Source organism: Anaerobacillus sp. QJM3NY_32 (genome assembly GCF_056173645.1).
Window position 1 is genome coordinate 253,444 of the sequence record NZ_CM149684.1, and the last position, 14,985, is coordinate 268,428.

Annotated in this window: 15 protein-coding genes; 13 read left to right on the top strand and 2 right to left on the bottom strand. The window is 41.5% G+C overall.

Going from position 1 to position 14,985, the window contains the following annotated elements; translation table 11 throughout:
* Nucleotides 1–202 precede the first annotated feature (202 nt).
* From moaC to tatC, 4 genes are read left to right on the top strand one after another with little or no spacing between them, the layout of a single operon-like run.
* On the top strand, nucleotides 203–685 hold the full coding sequence (gene moaC, locus AC0VYH_RS01465; protein ID WP_430243536.1) for a cyclic pyranopterin monophosphate synthase MoaC: 483 nt from the start codon (nucleotides 203–205) through the stop codon (nucleotides 683–685).
* A gap of 45 nt (nucleotides 686–730) precedes the next feature.
* Nucleotides 731–1,363 (top strand): redox-sensing transcriptional repressor Rex, encoded by a 633-nt coding sequence (locus AC0VYH_RS01470; protein WP_194222549.1) that lies wholly within the window; start codon nucleotides 731–733, stop codon nucleotides 1,361–1,363.
* A 24-nt stretch (nucleotides 1,364–1,387) separates the two neighbouring features.
* Entirely contained in the window at nucleotides 1,388–1,570 is a 183-nt protein-coding gene (locus tag AC0VYH_RS01475; protein ID WP_194222482.1) for a twin-arginine translocase TatA/TatE family subunit, read from the top strand.
* A gap of 20 nt (nucleotides 1,571–1,590) precedes the next feature.
* A complete protein-coding gene (gene tatC / locus AC0VYH_RS01480; protein ID WP_194222481.1) occupies nucleotides 1,591–2,358 on the top strand; it encodes a twin-arginine translocase subunit TatC in 768 nt (255 codons plus the stop codon).
* Between the two features lie 29 nt (nucleotides 2,359–2,387).
* Here tatC and AC0VYH_RS01485 read toward each other — a convergent pair whose 3' ends face one another.
* Together AC0VYH_RS01485 and AC0VYH_RS01490 are read right to left on the bottom strand one after the other, a co-directional pair.
* A complete protein-coding gene (locus tag AC0VYH_RS01485) occupies nucleotides 2,388–2,612 on the bottom strand; it encodes a YdiK family protein (protein ID WP_430243538.1) in 225 nt (74 codons plus the stop codon).
* Nucleotides 2,609–3,319, bottom strand: coding sequence for a lysostaphin resistance A-like protein (locus AC0VYH_RS01490; RefSeq protein WP_475368303.1), 711 nt, complete (start codon nucleotides 3,317–3,319; stop codon nucleotides 2,609–2,611). The genes AC0VYH_RS01485 and AC0VYH_RS01490 overlap by 4 nt, the downstream gene beginning before the upstream one ends.
* Before the next feature lie 338 nt (nucleotides 3,320–3,657).
* On the opposite strand from AC0VYH_RS01490, the gene groES reads away from it, so the two are divergent.
* From groES to AC0VYH_RS01535, 9 genes are all read left to right on the top strand, one after another.
* Complete coding sequence (groES, locus tag AC0VYH_RS01495; RefSeq protein ID WP_048313430.1) at nucleotides 3,658–3,945, top strand: co-chaperone GroES; 288 nt, start codon at nucleotides 3,658–3,660, stop codon at nucleotides 3,943–3,945.
* A gap of 43 nt (nucleotides 3,946–3,988) precedes the next feature.
* On the top strand, nucleotides 3,989–5,632 hold the full coding sequence (gene groL / locus AC0VYH_RS01500; protein ID WP_194222478.1) for a chaperonin GroEL: 1,644 nt from the start codon (nucleotides 3,989–3,991) through the stop codon (nucleotides 5,630–5,632).
* A gap of 255 nt (nucleotides 5,633–5,887) precedes the next feature.
* Nucleotides 5,888–7,474 carry an L-lactate permease gene (locus tag AC0VYH_RS01505; RefSeq protein ID WP_475373200.1) on the top strand — a complete coding sequence of 529 codons (1,587 nt, stop codon included), beginning with the start codon at nucleotides 5,888–5,890 and terminating at the stop codon, nucleotides 7,472–7,474.
* 77 nt (nucleotides 7,475–7,551) lie between these two features.
* Entirely contained in the window at nucleotides 7,552–8,256 is a 705-nt protein-coding gene (locus tag AC0VYH_RS01510; RefSeq protein ID WP_242057451.1) for a FadR/GntR family transcriptional regulator, read from the top strand.
* A 79-nt stretch (nucleotides 8,257–8,335) separates the two neighbouring features.
* Nucleotides 8,336–9,052, top strand: a complete 717-nt coding sequence (locus AC0VYH_RS01515; protein WP_430243543.1) for a (Fe-S)-binding protein — start codon at nucleotides 8,336–8,338, stop codon at nucleotides 9,050–9,052.
* 11 nt (nucleotides 9,053–9,063) lie between these two features.
* Nucleotides 9,064–10,488: a LutB/LldF family L-lactate oxidation iron-sulfur protein gene (locus tag AC0VYH_RS01520; protein WP_475373201.1), complete on the top strand. Its 1,425-nt coding sequence runs from the start codon at nucleotides 9,064–9,066 to the stop codon at nucleotides 10,486–10,488.
* Entirely contained in the window at nucleotides 10,488–11,195 is a 708-nt protein-coding gene (locus tag AC0VYH_RS01525) for a LutC/YkgG family protein (RefSeq protein WP_430243547.1), read from the top strand. Before AC0VYH_RS01520 ends, AC0VYH_RS01525 begins: the two co-directional genes overlap by 1 nt.
* Nucleotides 11,196–11,504: 309 nt before the next feature.
* Nucleotides 11,505–12,770, top strand: a complete 1,266-nt coding sequence (locus AC0VYH_RS01530) for an MFS transporter (protein WP_475373202.1) — start codon at nucleotides 11,505–11,507, stop codon at nucleotides 12,768–12,770.
* A gap of 146 nt (nucleotides 12,771–12,916) precedes the next feature.
* On the top strand, nucleotides 12,917–14,947 hold the full coding sequence (locus tag AC0VYH_RS01535; protein WP_475373203.1) for a catalase: 2,031 nt from the start codon (nucleotides 12,917–12,919) through the stop codon (nucleotides 14,945–14,947).
* Nucleotides 14,948–14,985: the final 38 nt, after the last annotated feature.

Below are 14,985 nucleotides of genomic sequence, written 5' to 3' on the forward strand. Positions count from 1 at the left end.
TTCCTGGTGTATCACCGATAGTTCGGCATTATCCGAGTTTCCTTTAAGTTTACCGCAGAGAGGACGAGCTGAGCAACTAAAGGAATGTGCATGAGTTAACAAAAAAAGTCATCAAAAAAACAGCAAAATCGAAAGAAATGGTGTATAGTCACAAGTAGCAGCATTATCCTTCTATCATCTTCGGATGAGGAAAGGGGCAAATATGAGTTCATTTACTCACTTTAATGAAGAAGGCCGCGCAAGAATGGTCGACATTTCTGATAAAACTCCCTCCGTTCGGACTGCAACAGCACGAACGAGCGTAAAGGTGAGTGAAGACATCTATTCTGGTATTCAATCAGGAACGATGAAGAAAGGCGATGTGCTTCAAGTCGCTCAAATTGCCGGAATTATGGCAGCAAAAAAAACATCTGATCTCATCCCCATGTGTCATCCGATAGCGCTTTCTGGCGTTGACCTTCATTTTTACTGGCAGGAGAAATCGCAAGCCTATGAGCTAATTATTGAGGCTCATGTGAAGACGAGCGGAAGTACTGGCGTTGAAATGGAAGCGCTGACGGCAGCCTCGGCAGCAGCATTGACGGTATATGATATGTGTAAAGCGGTGGATAAAGGCATCGTTATCGGGGAAACCTATCTTGTTACTAAAACAGGAGGTAAAAGCGGGGATTATGCGCGCGAATAACGTGACGATGGAGCGCGGAGATCAATATGGAGGTAGTGTATGGATATTGATCAGACAAAAATTCCGCAGGCGACAGCAAAAAGACTGCCGCTCTATTATCGATATTTAAAAAATTTAAGTGCATCAGGTAAACAACGCGTTTCGTCAGCAGAGCTTAGCGATGCCATCAAGGTCGATTCTGCTACAATTCGAAGAGATTTCAGTTATTTTGGTGCTCTTGGTAAAAAAGGCTATGGGTACAATGTTCATTATTTGTTATCCTTTTTTAGTAAGACGCTTGATCAGGATGAAACGACAAAAGTCGCGCTTATTGGTGTAGGTAATCTTGGAACGGCTTTCCTGCACTACAATTTCATTAAAAATAATAATACAAAGATCGAACTTGCTTTTGACGCAGACTCTGAAAAAGTAGGACAGGAGATTGGTGGCGTTCCAGTCTATCATATCGACGAGTTTCAAAAGCGGCTGAGAGAAAATGACGTTTCCGTCGTTATCTTAACCGTACCAGTTCATGTTGCTCAATCGATTGCCGATCAGATGGATCAAACAGGAATAAAAGGAATATTAAACTTTACGCCGGCACGATTAACGGTGCCGGATCACATTCGAGTGCATCATATTGATCTTGCAGTTGAGTTACAAGCACTAGTTTATTTCATGAAACATTATCCAGTATAACGACATGTTAAGGAGGTGACACGCATGGGAATGGGTGGCGCAAGTATCGCTTTAGTTGCTGTGGTTGCTTTAATTATTTTTGGACCTAAGAAATTACCTGAGCTTGGTAAAGCTGCAGGAAATACGCTTCGTGAATTTAAAAATGCAACAAAAGGTTTAGCGGATGATGATGATGAACCAAACGAAAAGAAAAATAACGACAAGTAATCGGTTAGGACGGATAGTGAATGGAGGATCAGAAGCAATCCATCTATGATCATTTAGAAGAATTAAGAAAACGGATTATTATTACAGTCGTTTTCTTAATTCTTTCCTTTATTGCGGGGCTGTTTCTGGCTAAGCCAGTCATTGTGTTCTTGCAACATGCTCCTGAAGCGCAGGGTATACCGATGAACGCGTTTCATCTGACTGACCCATTGAAAGTGTATTTCAGCTTCGCTTTTTTAATTGCTTTTATTATGACATCTCCACTGGCGCTTTATCAGCTGTGGGCATTTATTTCACCAGGATTATTTGAACACGAACGGAAAGTGACACTATCGTATATTCCCGCAGTGTTTATTTTGTTTCTTGGTGGTGTATCCTTTTCCTACTTTGTTTTATTTCCTTTTGTCATCGATTTTGTAGGGAATCTTGCTCAAAGTCTTAACATTCAAGAAATGTATGGAGCGAATCAATATTTCAGCTTTTTGTTTCAATTAACGCTCCCATTTGGGTTTGTTTTTCAGTTGCCAGTCATCGTTCTTTTCTTTACAAGGCTTGGTATGTTAAATCCAGCTATGCTTGTACAGATTCGAAAGTATGCCTATTTTGTCCTTCTTGTTATAGCGGGGATGATTACACCACCTGAAATCATTTCACATCTTATGGTTACAGTACCGCTGTTACTTCTGTATGAATTTAGTATCATTGTGTCACGATATGGCTACCGTAAAAGATTGCAGGCTGAAGCAAAACGGATCCTTGAGGAAGCTCAGGAAGAGAGCAATAATTAAATGCAAATAAAAAGCGATAGGGGAAGCCCCTATCGCTTTTCGTTATCATCTTTTTTCTTTAGTTCCGTTATCCTTCTTTTCAAGACGAAGAAACGAATAGCATAAACAAAATCTACCGTAGCGAGAACCATCAGCAGAATGGTATAAAAACTCCATATTTCCCCGTTACTACTAGCGCTTTGAATCGCCAGGTAGGTGAAGAGGGAGCCAAGTCCCAAGTAGAAAAAACCCATTACAATTGGTGAAAGTTTCATGAAAAGAGTCCTCCAATAAACGATTGCATCTCGTTCAGCTGCTTTTCCATCTCCATAATATCATCAGCAAAATAGACGTTAATTAATACAACAAAAGTATTCATCGTCATATGAGCAATGATTGGTACAATCAGACGCTTCGTTTTTACATAAAGAAAGGCGAAGGTGAGTCCCATTGCTGTATAAATAAGAATATGAGAAAAGTCAAAATGAATCGCTGCAAAAATAACAGAGCTGAGTATGCCGGCAATCCAAAAATTAAATCGTTTGTATAACGAACCGAAAATAACTTTTCGGAAAACAATTTCCTCAAGAATTGGTCCGATAATTGATGTCACAATAATAAAAACAGGTGCCGCTTTTGCGACTTCTATCAGCATTTCTGTGTTTTCAGAACCAGGATCAATCCCAAATACGTTCATTTCGATCATTGCAGCAATAATTTGGGAAGCATAAGCCATGAATACGCCTAGAATGCTCCATCCAACCGCCTGACCAGGAGAGACGCGCGTTGAGCGTTCAAAAGGGACGTCCGGAGTGGAACGGAGAAGAAATAGCATGATAATCAGTGCTGTCAGAAAACTAAACACAGACCAAGTGACGACTGGATCAGGGATGTTTAATTCCTGAAGTAGGGGAACGCCTACTAATCCTGAGAGCTGCATTACAATATAAGTAATCAATATAGTCCAATAATGTTTGGCCAAGAAGCATAACTCCTTTTAATGGTTTGCATGCCGTAAATGGCATTTTGCATACTCGTATTAGTTTAACACACTTTCTGAAGGGAATGCCGTTCATAAGACTTCGTATAACTATTTCATATAGCTATATCGAATATAATCGAAAAACAGGCCATAAGTCTTATCAGTTTATGTCACATGGTGACGAGTTAAGGAGAAAAGAAAAAACTGAAAAAAAAATCAACTTAAGTACTTGCAAAAGAATAGTGAATTATTTATTATATACATGTGTTAGCACTCGACGATGGTGAGTGCTAAAAAACGAATCAAACCATAATTTCCATCTGAGGAGGGTGTTTGAGTTGTTAAAGCCTTTAGGTGATCGAGTAGTCATCGAACCAATTCAATTAGAAGAAAAAACGTCTAGTGGGATCGTACTTCCAGATTCTGCGAAAGAAAAGCCACAGGAAGGTCGCGTCGTGTCTGTAGGTAGCGGTGCACTAACTGATGGTGGAGAGCGTGTAGCTCTTGAAGTATCAGAAGGCGACGCTGTTATTTACAGTAAGTATGCTGGTACTGAAGTAAAGTATGACGGTAAAGAGTATTTGATTCTTCGTGAGAACGATATTCTTGCAGTCGTAGGCAAGTAAAAACAAAAATAAAAAGTACTACATACATTTAGGAGGGTAACAAATGGCAAAAGATATTAAGTTCAGTGAAGAAGCCCGTCGCGCAATGCTTCGCGGTGTTGATTCTCTTGCGAACGCAGTTAAAGTTACACTCGGACCAAAAGGACGTAACGTTGTCCTCGAGAAGAAATTCGGATCTCCACTTATCACAAATGATGGTGTAACGATCGCGAAAGAAATCGAGCTTGAAGATGCATTCGAAAACATGGGTGCAAAGCTTGTCGCTGAAGTAGCTAGCAAAACAAATGACGTTGCCGGTGACGGTACAACAACTGCAACCGTTCTTGCGCAAGCTATGGTACGTGAAGGTCTTAAAAACGTAGCATCTGGTGCGAACCCAATGGTTATCCGTAAAGGAATTGAGAAAGCAACTAGAGCTGCTGTTGAAGAACTTAAAAACATTTCTAAGCCAATCGAAGGCAAAGAGTCAATCGCACAAGTTGCGTCAATCTCTGCTGCTGACGAAGAAGTAGGTCAATTGATCGCTGAAGCAATGGAGCGCGTTGGTAACGACGGCGTTATCACTGTTGAAGAATCAAAAGGATTTGCTACTGAGCTAGAAGTAGTAGAAGGTATGCAGTTCGATCGTGGATATGCATCTCCTTACATGGTTACAGACTCCGACAAAATGGAAGCTGTTCTAGAAGATCCTTATATCCTTATCACTGATAAGAAAATTGCAAGCATCCAAGATGTTCTTCCAGTGCTTGAGCAAGTGGTTCAACAAGGTAAACCACTTCTTATGATTGCTGAAGACGTTGAAGGTGAAGCACTTGCAACACTCGTTGTGAACAAGCTTCGTGGAACATTTAACGCAGTAGCAGTTAAAGCTCCTGGCTTCGGTGACCGTCGTAAAGCAATGCTTGAAGACATCGGTACACTTACTGGCGCTGAAGTGATTACAGAAGATCTTGGTCTTGATCTTAAACAAGCGAACATGACTCAGCTTGGTCGCGCTTCTAAAGTTGTTGTAACGAAAGAAAATACAACAATCGTTGAAGGCTCTGGCGAAACTGATAAAATTGCTGGTCGCGTAAACCAAATCAAAGCTCAGCTAGAAGAAACAACTTCTGAGTTCGATAAAGAAAAGCTTCAAGAACGTCTTGCTAAGCTTGCTGGCGGCGTAGCTGTCATCAAAGTTGGTGCGGCAACTGAAACTGAATTGAAAGAGCGTAAACTTCGCATTGAAGATGCTCTTAACTCAACTCGCGCAGCGGTTGAAGAAGGAATCGTATCCGGTGGTGGTACAGCGCTAGTGAACGTCGTTAAGGCTGTTCAAGCTGTAGAAGCTTCTGGAGATGAAGCAACTGGCGTTAAGATTGTTCTTCGTGCACTAGAAGAGCCAATCCGTCAGATCTCTCACAACGCTGGTCTTGAAGGATCTGTTGTGGTTGAGCGCCTTAAAGGCGAGAAAATCGGTATTGGCTTTAACGCTCTTACTGGTGAGTGGGTAAACATGGTTGACGCTGGTATCGTTGACCCTACAAAAGTAACTCGTTCTGCTCTACAAAATGCAGCATCCGTATCTGCTATGATTCTTACTACAGAAGCAGTAATCGCAGATAAGCCTGAAGAAAATGCAGGCGGCGGTGGCATGCCTGATATGGGCGGCATGGGTGGAATGGGCGGTATGGGCGGCATGATGTAATTCATGCTCCCATCTGCTCAGAATACCTGAGTGAATGGAAAGCTTCCTCCAGTTTTATGACTGGGGGAAGCTTTTTTTGTATTAAAACTTGAGAATAGATAAATCACATCCTATTCTGTCTATATTACAAAAAATACTTGTAACAGCAAGTCTATCGGTATAAAATAAAACAACAGGTCATCTGATGACTTGTTGTTTTATGATTTTGACTGAAAACGCTAACAAAAATGAAGCTATTAAAACGGAGGGATGTTGATGTTACTACTTGTAGCTTTAAGTGCCATTTTAGCCCCATTTCTCTTTCTGGTGCTCCTTCGGATGCCGGCTAAAAAGGGAATGTTCTTCAGCGCAATCATTGTGATCATCTTATCTTTTTTAGTATGGGGAGTAGAGGGAGACGTCATTTTAGCTTCTGTTTTAGAAGGATCGCATAAGGCGCTCACGATTTTATTTATTTTGTTCGGGGCGATCGCGTTATTAAATACTCTTCGTCGAACGGGCGCTGTGAATCGCATTAATCAAGGGTTTCGAAATATTTCAACGGACATGCGGGTCCAAATTGTCATTGTCGCTTTTTTATTTGGGGCTTTAATTGAAGGGGCTGCAGGGTTTGGTACTCCAGCGGCATTGACGGGACCACTGCTTGTAGCGTTAGGTTTTACACCGTTGGCAGCTGCAGCAATTGCTCTTATCGCAGATAGCTCATCCGTCTCTTATGGCGCTGTCGGTACGCCGATTCAAGTTGGACTTAGTAATCTACCAGATGCGGGTTTGTCTTTTTATCAAGATATAGGGGTGCAAGTTGCTTTTTTTGATTTATTTGCTGGTACGTTTATTCCGTTTATATTAGTTGTCGTTCTAATTGTCTTTTTTGGAAAGAAGAAAGGTTTGAAGGATGGCGTTGAGATGCTGCCATGGACATTATTGATTGGACTTACTTATACGTCATCTGCATATATCTATGCGGTTTTGTTCGGTCATGAGTTTGTTGCGATTTTAGCTTCTCTTACTGGCTTAGTTGTCGCTACGATCACTGCAAAGAAAGGGTTTTTGCTTCCAAAGACTTCGTGGCAGGATGCCCTTCAAGAGGATTTTGTTATTGAAGAAAAAGGATCTAATATGGGATTAGCATCAGCGTGGTCTCCTTACTTGATTATTGTAGGTCTTTTGTTAATGACGCGAATTGTACCTTCCATAAAGAACTTTACATTAAGTTGGGTGGATTTATCCTGGACGAATATTATCGGGATCGAGGGTATAACGTCCAAGTGGCAAGTCTTGTATTCACCAGGTTCCGTATTAATTTTGGCAACGGTTATTGCAGTGGTCATTCAACGAAAATCTTTCCGTCATTTTTCGGCTGCTGCAAAGGAATCGATTGTATCGATGAAAGATGCCGCTTTAGCGTTATTCGCTACCTTAGCTTTAGTACAGGTTTTTACGAACTCAGGCATGAATACGAATGATTTGATTAGCATGCCTCAATACATAGCGCAAACCCTTGCGAGTGGATTTGGTTCCATGTGGGTGCTTGCGGCACCGTTTCTTGGTGAATTAGGAGCCTTTATTACCGGAAGTGCAACAGTGTCAACGCTAACCTTTTCCCCTATCCAATATAGCATTGCGGAGGAAACGGCTCTTGCGAAGGATGCAATTTTATCGCTACAGGTGATTGGCGCTGCTGCAGGCAATATGATTTGTGTTCATAATGTGGTAGCGGCAGGGACAGTCGTTGGTCTTTCTGGAAAAGAAGGGGACATCATTCGAAAAACGCTATTACCAGCTCTGCTATACGGATTATTGGTGGGATTAGCAGCCTTATTCACGACGTTACTGTTATAATGACCCGATAACTTTTCCATTTGTAAGATTTAGAGTAAAATAGAAGTAACATATGATGGGAAGTTGGAGGAAGAATGGTGGAATATAAACCGATTCGATCGAAAAAGATCTATGAACAAGTTGCAGATTCTCTACTCGAATCGTTAAAAAGTGGCAGCTTAAAGTCAGGAGATAAACTCGATAGCGTAGAAGTGTTGGCAAAGAACTTCAATGTTGGAAGGTCTGCTATACGAGAATCTTTAAGTGCGCTTCGAGCAATGGGAATTCTTGAAATGCGACAGGGGGAAGGGACGTATGTGAAGTCCTTTGATGCTTCGCGTTTTTCGCTTCCAGTATCCGTAGCATTTTTGATGAAATCAGAAGATCTAAAAGAATTATTGGAAGTGCGGAAGATTCTAGAGGTCGGCGCAGCGGGATCAGCAGCTTCCTCACATCAAGAAGAAGATTTGTCTCCTATGAAGGACGCCCTTAGGAAGATGGAAGAGGCAAAAGGTAGTGGGGAGATTGGTGATCAGGCAGACTTAGCGTTTCATATGGCTCTGGTTAATGCGAGTCACAACCAAATGCTGATTAACTTAATGAATAGTGTTTCTGAAATTATGATACAAGCGATGCGAGAAACGCGAAAATTACTGCATACGCCGGAAGGCACAGAACGTTTGTTACAGGAACATGAAAGAATATTAGATGCGATTGAATCTCGTAATGAGGAAAAAGCACGAGAGGCGATGTTAGCACATCTTAACAATGTGGAAGATTCACTAGCCCACTTTATAAAATAAGGGATCTGATATTAGCAGTTTCCTTTTTTATTTATCATAGTCATCAGATGACCTTATGTTTAAAATAGGAGGTATTATTATGAAGGTTTCGTTATTTATTACTTGTTTATGTGACACGTTCACGCCTGATGTAGGGAAGGATACGGTGGAATTGTTAGAGCGCTTTGGATGTGAAGTGGACTTTCCAGCTGGACAGACGTGCTGTGGACAACCAGCTTATAACAGCGGATACAAAAGCGAGTCGATTAAAGGGTTGAAACAAATGATCAAGGCATTTGAACAATCTGAATATGTCGTTGGACCTTCAGGTTCATGCGTCCATATGATTAAAGAATATCCGAAAGTGTTAGCTGATGAACCGGAGTGGGCTGAAAGAGCACGTAAGTTGGCAGGCAAAACATATGAGTTAACACAATTTATAGTTGAAGTGCTAAATGTAAAAGACGTTGGTTCAACGTTTACTGGAACGGCAACATATCATCCTTCTTGTCATATGACTCGTTTATTGGGTGTGAAGGATGCTCCGAGAATTTTATTGGAAAATGTAGAAGGACTAAATCTTATTGATCTGCCACTGAAAGAGGATTGTTGTGGATTTGGAGGTACATTCGCTGTCAAAAATTCTTTGATATCTGGAGAGATGGTGCAAGAGAAAGCGGAGCATATTGGAGAGACGCAAGCGGATTATTTAATTGGTGGAGACATGGGGTGCTTGATGAACATGGGTGGTCGTTTGCGTAGAAACGGACAGGAAGTAAAGTTTCTTCATATTGCACAAGTACTGAACGCTCAATAAGGAGGGATAAAATGAGTATTAAAATTGGTCAAAAATCTTATGGTGATCGTATCCAAGATGGTCTTAGTAATTCCTTTATGAGAAAAGCTGTTTCTGGAGCTCAAGGTCGCTTCCGTTCGGGGCGATTAAAAGCAGCAGAAGAACTTGGTGATTGGGAAGATTGGAGAACCCTTGGTGAAGAGATTCGTTCTCATACGATGGAAAATCTGGATTATTATTTGCGTCAATTGAGTGAGCAGGTGGAAAACCGAGGTGGGACCGTCTTTTTTGCTAAGACTGCGGAAGAAGCGAACGAGTATATTCAGGAGATTGCGAAGAAAAAACAAGCAAAAAAAGTAGTTAAATCAAAATCAATGGTGACAGAAGAAATTGGTTTGAATGAAGCGCTAGAAAAGAGCGGGTGTGAAGTTGTCGAATCGGACCTTGGTGAGTGGATTTTACAATTGGATGAAGACCCACCATCTCATATTGTGACGCCAGCGCTTCATAAAAACAAAGAGCAAATTCGCGAAACGTTTATGAAGATGAAGGGATATACCGGTTCGGATGATCCCGTTGAGCTAGCCGCATTTGCACGAGAGCAATTGCGTCAGGACTTTCTAGAAGCAGATATTGGGGTTACGGGATGCAACTTTGCGGTTGCGGAATCTGGAGCAATTACGCTTGTTACGAATGAAGGAAATGCGAGGATGGTCACGTCTCTACCTGACACCCAAATCTCAGTCATGGGCATGGAGCGAATAGTGCCAACTTGGGAGGACTTAGAAGTCGTTGTTAGTTTGTTGACTCGTGCAGCTGTTGGTCAAAAACTTACGAGCTATATTACAGCATTAACTGGAACGCGCCTCGAAGATGAAGTAGATGGCCCGGAAGATTTTCATCTTGTCATTGTAGACAATGGGCGTTCGAAAATACTAGGAACTGAGTTTCAATCGGCTCTTCATTGTATTCGCTGTGCTGCGTGTATTAACGCGTGTCCGGTTTATCGTCATGTTGGTGGGCATTCGTATGGATCGATTTATCCAGGACCGATTGGAGCTGTATTAACCCCTCTGCTGGATGGATACGAGGATCACAAAGATCTCCCGTATGCTTCGACCTTATGTGCTGCATGTACCGAAGCATGCCCTGTTAAAATTCCTCTTCATGAGCATTTAATCAGACACCGAGAAATCATCGTAGAACGCGAAAAAATGACGACCAAAGCAGAGAAAATGATGATGATGGGTTTCGCTAAATGGGCCTCCACACCAGCGGCCTATAAATTGTCGACGAAAATGGCTAGAACGACGCTAAAGCCCTGGACAAAAGACGAATATATCGAAAAAGGTCCAGGTCCGATGAAAGGCTGGACGGAACAACGCGATTTCCCTGCGCCATCGAAGGAGCGTTTCCGGGATTGGTATCGACAACGAGAGCAGAGGAGTGATCATTAATGGCTATTCATAACCGGGAAGCGTTTTTGGACAACGTCGCTGAGCAACTGGGTCGAACGCGGAGAACGAAAGTGGAATCGCCTGTTTATTCTGTTCATCCGCAGGAGCGTGTTTTTCAAGGTGCAACGCAAGATGAGCTAGTCGGGAAATTGGAAGAACAGTGTAAAGTCATTCATACTTCTTTTACGAGTACGACCTTAGAAACTCTTGGAGAAACGTTACGGACAGTACTTAACGACTATAGTGTAACCAAAGTTGTTGGTGCAGCAGGGGCGAGGAATGATGCAACTCACTTGAGTACCGTGTACGCAGAACTTCAATCTGAAGGCTATGATATTCACCTTTGGGATGAGAACAAAGGACGAGAAAATGTTACTTTTGCAGAACAGGCGGGAGCCGGGATTGTGTTCAGTGATATTACACTGGCCGAATCCGGAACCGTCACGCTGTTTAACGATCGCTATAACGGTCGTTCGATTAGCTTGCTTCCGGAAACGTTCATTGCCATTGTTCCAAAGAGTACGCTCGTACCTCGAATGACGCAAGCGAGTCAATTGATTCATGAAGAAGAAAAGAAAGGAAATCCTGTTTCCTCCTGTGTAAGCTTTGTGACTGGACCAAGTAACAGTGCCGATATTGAAATGAATTTAATTGTCGGTGTGCACGGGCCGGTGAAAGCGACGTATATACTGGTTGACGATTTGTGATGATTTATAACGAAAGTTCGTGGTAAGAAAGCTTACAGTATGTAAGGTCAGATATAGAGGTAGGGTCTTATCTCAATCACGTGATATTAACGGCATGATGTCATTCATCCTACCCCTTTCGGCCGGTAGCTCCGTATTGCAATTGAAAGCATTCTCTAGGTGATGAGCCTTTGGAATGTTTTTTTGTTTGTGAATAGACAATATTTTCTAAATCAGTCTTAAGACGGAGTACTTATCAAACTGAGGGTCATCGTCTAGATTTCTATGATTCGCTACACTTAAAGTATCAAAACAGCAGGGGTGTTAGTAATGGCGATGAAAGAAAATGTTATGGAAAGAATGCCGGATGTAAAATCAGACAAGATTGACTCCATATTTAAAAATAAAAATTTCCTTCTTTTATGGGCGGCAGCGTTTTTATCAAGCTTTGGCATTTCCTTCTTTCTTTTTGCTGAGAGCTGGTACGTGGTGAATGTTTTAAATCTTGAAGCTTCACTCGGACTCATTTACATTGCTTCAAGTATTCCAAGACTAGTATTTATGGTGATAAGTGGCACGGTAGCGGATCGCATGAGTAAGACGAAGATCATGTTCTTATCTGATTTTTCAAGAGGGGTCCTTCTTAGTGGTTTAGTACTCTGGTTTATATTTGGAGATATCACTCTTTGGACATTTGTTGGAGTTGCCTTCTTCTTTGGAATTTTAGATGCTTTTTTCTGGGCAGCAGAGAGCGCTGTGATCCCATCGATTATTCGAAAAGAAAATCTGACTCGAGGCAATTCAATTATTCAAATGACTAACCAGGCATCGTTTATTATTGCACCTATGCTCGCAGGATTACTTATTGCTTTTGGAAGCTATGAAATCGTCTTCGCTGTAACAGCGCTAATGCTTTTTCTTGGAAGCGTATTGATTTATTTGATGAAAATCCCAAAACAAGAAACAGAGCAGGGGAATCAAGACCAAACTTTTTTTGAAACTTTTAAAGAAGGTTTTCTTTATGTGAAAGAGTCTAGGATTCTGGTAGTAGTTGTACTAACAACGGTCTTTATGAATCTATTTCTCGTTGGACCACTTTCCATGGGGCTACCTCTTTTTGTGAAAACAGTCTTAAATGGAGATGCATTTGCTTTCAGTTTAATGGAAGCCGGGGCGGCGATTGGAATGTTAATTGGGGCAGTAGTAATCGGTATTCTTAATCTAACGAAAGGACGAGGAAAAGTAGCTTTGCTTGCATTAATCATTTCTGGTTGTGCTTTTATAGGTCTGAGTTTCTCGACAGAGCTGTGGATGAGTATTGTCATGCTCGTTATTTTTGGGGCGTGTCTTTCTGGAAGTAACATCCCTTTATTTTCTGCAATTCAGTCATTGATCCAAGAGAAAGTGCTAGGGCGAGTAATGGGTTTGCTGTCTTTAGCTTCAATGGGGCTTATTCCTGTTAGCTATGCGATGACTTCCCTTCTTCTCTCAGCAGGTATTGGCATTCAACATATCATGTCAGGCGGTGCGTTTCTAGTTGTGCTGTATGCTTGCTTCGTCTATGTGAAATATCATGAATTGAGAAATGTAGATTAATGCGATTATGGGTTCATAAATCATTGACATTAATAAAGGGGAGCGCAGTAACGAATACCTAATTATCTAAATATAAGGTTTGATCTTATTTTATTGAGGGAACCACTATATATACGATTTTACATATATTAGCGGGAGGTATTACTGTGAGCGAGGACAATAAGAAAAAAGAACAGTTAGAACAATATAGCACAAATGATAAAGGGAAAATGACGACAAACCAGGGTCTAAAAGTTTCGGAAGATGAATTTTCTCTTAAAGCTGGTGAACGCGGTCCAACTTTGATGGAAGACTTTCATTTCAGAGAAAAAATGACGCATTTCGACCATGAGCGTATACCTGAACGTGTCGTACACGCAAGAGGATTTTCCGCTCACGGTGAATTTGAAGTATATGATTCATTGGAAGAGTATACGGATGCAGAATTCTTAAAAGATCCTTCCAGAAAAACGCCAGTATTTGTTCGGTTTTCAACGGTGGCAGGTTCAAAAGGTTCTTCTGAAACGGTTCGAGATGTGAGAGGATTCTCAACGCGTTTCTATACAGATGAAGGGAACTACGATTTAGTTGGGAATAACATGCCAGTCTTTTTCATTCAAGATGCCATTAAATTCCCTGACTTAATTCATGCGGTCAAACCTGAACCTCATAATGGTATGCCGCAAGCTGCCTCTGCTCATGATACGTTCTGGGACTTTATTGCTAACAATCAAGAATCAGCACATATGGCGCTATGGGCAATGTCAGACAGAGCGATCCCTCGAAGCCTACGTATGATGGAAGGTTTTGGTGTTCATACATTCCGGTTTGTGAATGCAAAAGGAGAAGCGCGGTTTATTAAGTTTCACTGGAAACCAAAGTTGGGCGTACACTCACTCGTGTGGGATGAAGCGCAAAAAATCTCAGGTAAAGATGCTGATTTCCACCGCGGCGACTTATATGAGTCTATTGAAAATGGTAACTACCCTGAGTGGGAACTAGGCGTGCAAATTATCAAAGAAGAAGATGAATTCAACTTTGACTTTGACGTTCTTGATCCAACTAAGATTTGGCCTGAAGAAGATATCCCTGTCAAAATCGTTGGGAAAATGACATTAAACCGAAATGTTGAGAACGTATTTGCTGAAAACGAACAGGTTGCTTTCCATCCTGGTAATGTCGTAAAAGGCATCGACTTTTCCAATGACCCGCTACTTCAAGGGCGCTTGTTCTCTTATACAGATACACAAATCAACCGTTTTGGAAGTGCGAATTATCATGAATTACCGATTAATCGACCTGTTTGCCCGTTCTTTAATAATCAGCGTGATGGCTTTATGCGCCAAACAATTAACAAAGGCCAGGTAAGCTATCACAAAAATTCTCTTGCTGATAATCAGCCAGAACCGGCTACAGAAGAAGAGGGTGGCTACGTTCATTATCAGGAGAAAGTAGAAGGTCATAAGGTTCGCGCACGCAGTGAAAGTTTTAAAGACCATTTCTCTCAAGCGGTTCTTTTCTATAACAGCATGAGTGATGTGGAGAAAGAACATATTAAGAATGCCTTTAGCTTTGAGCTCGGCAAGCTAAAGAGTAAGTCAGTTCAGCAACAAGTGGTCGATATGCTTTCGAATATCAATCTTGACCTTGCTCAAACCGTTGCTCAGAATGTTGGAGCTAAAGAACCTACAAAAGGTGGATCAGATATCACGAAGACATCACCTGCGCTTAGCCAACTAAATACAACGTTTACTGCGGATACTAGAAAAGTAGGTGTCATTGTAGACGATGGATTTAATGGAGAAGAACTCATACAAGTGCTTAATGGGCTTAAAGAAAAAGGCATTAAGCCTGAGCTCATTAGTGACAAGCGTGGTGTAAAAAAAGCCACTGACGGAGCCGAGGCTGAAATTGATCATACGTTCCTTACAAGCGAATCCGTTTTATTTGATGCTATTTATGCGGTTGGTGGAAATCAGGAAAGCAAAGGATTCTATCAATCCGCTAATTACTTTATCAATGAAGCATTCTCACACTTTAAACCGATCGGTGGAACGCATGAAGGGATGAAGTGGCTAGAGAATAACGACTTAGTAGGTCAACCAGGAGTAGTCACTGGTAAAGATATGAATACATTCGTGAAAGAGTTCAGTGAAGCTATTGCAACGCATCGTCACTGGGATCGTGAACTAGTATAATGGAATAGAATGAAGGAAGAGAGGATTAGATCCTCTCT

Coding starts and splice junctions, on each gene's coding strand:
- AC0VYH_RS01485 (WP_430243538.1), bottom strand. CDS start 2,612: ATGAAACTTTCACCAATTGTAATGGGTTTTTTCTACTTGGGACTTGGC.
- AC0VYH_RS01475 (WP_194222482.1), top strand. CDS start 1,388: ATGGGAATGGGTGGCGCAAGTATCGCTTTAGTTGCTGTGGTTGCTTTA.
- AC0VYH_RS01515 (WP_430243543.1), top strand. CDS start 8,336: ATGAAGGTTTCGTTATTTATTACTTGTTTATGTGACACGTTCACGCCT.
- AC0VYH_RS01525 (WP_430243547.1), top strand. CDS start 10,488: ATGGCTATTCATAACCGGGAAGCGTTTTTGGACAACGTCGCTGAGCAA.
- AC0VYH_RS01530 (WP_475373202.1), top strand. CDS start 11,505: ATGGCGATGAAAGAAAATGTTATGGAAAGAATGCCGGATGTAAAATCA.
- moaC (WP_430243536.1), top strand. CDS start 203: ATGAGTTCATTTACTCACTTTAATGAAGAAGGCCGCGCAAGAATGGTC.
- AC0VYH_RS01520 (WP_475373201.1), top strand. CDS start 9,064: ATGAGTATTAAAATTGGTCAAAAATCTTATGGTGATCGTATCCAAGAT.
- groL (WP_194222478.1), top strand. CDS start 3,989: ATGGCAAAAGATATTAAGTTCAGTGAAGAAGCCCGTCGCGCAATGCTT.
- tatC (WP_194222481.1), top strand. CDS start 1,591: ATGGAGGATCAGAAGCAATCCATCTATGATCATTTAGAAGAATTAAGA.
- AC0VYH_RS01505 (WP_475373200.1), top strand. CDS start 5,888: ATGTTACTACTTGTAGCTTTAAGTGCCATTTTAGCCCCATTTCTCTTT.